Source organism: Mycobacterium sp. UM_Kg27 (assembly GCF_000972905.1).
GTDB lineage: Bacteria > Actinomycetota > Actinomycetes > Mycobacteriales > Mycobacteriaceae > Mycobacterium.
This window is the reverse complement of the sequence record NZ_JRMM01000261.1, coordinates 1-1,749: the sequence shown is the minus strand read 5'-3', so window position 1 is coordinate 1,749 and position 1,749 is coordinate 1. Positions and strand designations below refer to the sequence as shown.

2 protein-coding genes are annotated in these 1,749 nt (G+C 68.4%); both read left to right on the top strand.

The genetic code is table 11. The annotated features are described in order from the left end of the window. The coding region (locus LI94_RS21080; protein WP_046302463.1) for a hypothetical protein at positions 1–486 on the top strand (486 nt) is incomplete at its 5' end. After that, entirely contained in the window at positions 473–1,612 is a 1,140-nt protein-coding gene (locus tag LI94_RS21075) for an epoxide hydrolase (protein ID WP_046302462.1), read from the top strand. The genes LI94_RS21080 and LI94_RS21075, both read left to right, overlap by 14 nt. Positions 1,613–1,749: the final 137 nt, after the last annotated feature.

The following is a 1,749-nucleotide window of genomic DNA, read 5'->3' as shown; positions in this document are numbered from 1 at the left end:
GATGTGTATAAGAGACAGGTCCACAACGTCTTCGGCACCCGCGATGAGGCCATCGCCGCCGCACTCGATCATCTGTCCGCGGCATTCATCGCGACCATGGCCGCCGAGGTCAACGAGCTGGACACCCTGGCCGAGCAGGTTGCGGCCGCGGCGGTGTTGATCTCGGCGCATCGGCGCAGATCGGCGGCCGACCCGCGCACGATCAATCAGAGTGTGCTGGTCCTGCTGCTCGAGCACGGCGGCGACGACCTGGTGCAGCGCTCGGTGGCACTGTGGATGCCACTGGTGCGTGCCGCGCAGCGGCGCGGTGAAGTCGAGGACACTCTCGATGCCGGCCGCGCCGGGGAATGGATCGTGCGGATGCTGTTCAGCTTCGAACTGCTGCCGCCGATGCGGGTGAACCTCGACAACCCCCGCGCCGTGCGCCGCTTCGTCAGCGACCACATCATCGACGGACTGACCGGAGGCCACCGTGACTCACCCTGAACCGTTGCCGCTACACGTCCCCGAAGCCGAACTCGATGATCTGCGCCGCCGGCTCGCCAACACCCGCTGGCCGGCGGAGATCGAGGGCGCCGCATGGGATTACGGCACCGACCAAAGCTTCCTGCGCTCGGTGGTGGAGCACTGGCTGCACGCATACGACTGGCGGCGCGTCGAGTCCGAGGTCAACGCGCTCGGCTCGTTCGTCACCGAGGCCGCCGGGCAGCGCGTGCACTTCCTGCACATCCGGTCATCCGAGCCCGACGCCATCCCCCTGCTGATCACCCACGGCTGGCCCGGCTCGATTGTGGAGTTCCTGGATGCAGTGCCGCTGCTACGGAAGCGATTCCACGTCGTGGTCATCTCGATGCCCGGCTACGGGTTCTCCGGGCCCACCCGTCGGACCGGTGTCGACGTGGCGGCCGTGGCAGCCGCAGCAGACGACGTGATGGGGCAGCTGGGCTATGACCGTTATGTCGCCCAGGGCGGCGACTGGGGCGCGCTGGTCACCCGCCACCTCGGCGAGCACCACGCGGGCCGCGTCGCGGCCATCCACACCAACATGTGCTTCGCCCCGCCCGATCGCGACAACCCCGAACTGGTGGCCGCGGTGACACCGGCGGAGCAGGCGGCGATCATCGACTCGGTGCAGCGCACCGCCGACGGCACCGCCTACCTGAATCTCCAGGCCACCCGCCCCCATTCGCTGGGCTTCGGCCTCGACGACTCCCCGGTGGGCCTGGCCGGCTGGATTCTGGAGAAGTTCCACGCCTGGTGCGACATTCGCGAGGGCATGCCGATCAGCACCGATCGGCTGATCGACAACCTGATGTTCTACTGGCTGACGGTGACCGGGACGTCATCGGCCCGGCTGTACTGCGAGTCCGCCCGCGCCGGCAACGGCGCGCTCAGCTCGTGGCAGGGGCGGGTCAGCGTGCCGACCGGCTACGCGGTTTACCCGTATGAGCTGCTGCAGACACCGCGGGCGTGGGCTGCCAACCGCTACAACCTCGTTCATTACAGCGTCGCGGACCGCGGCGGGCACTTCGCCGCCTTCGAGCAGCCCGCAATCTTCGCCGCCGACCTGGCGGCATTCGCCGACGTCCTGGTGGAGCAGGCGGTGTTCTAGTTCGTCAGCTCAGCGCGGTACCCGGTCCGTCGGCAAGGCCCGGAGATTTGTCGGACCCTGCTGTCATGCTGGGGTCATGTCCTCGATCGCGGCCACGTCCAGTGCCGAATCGCGGCCTGACCGGCGTCTTGAGGTGC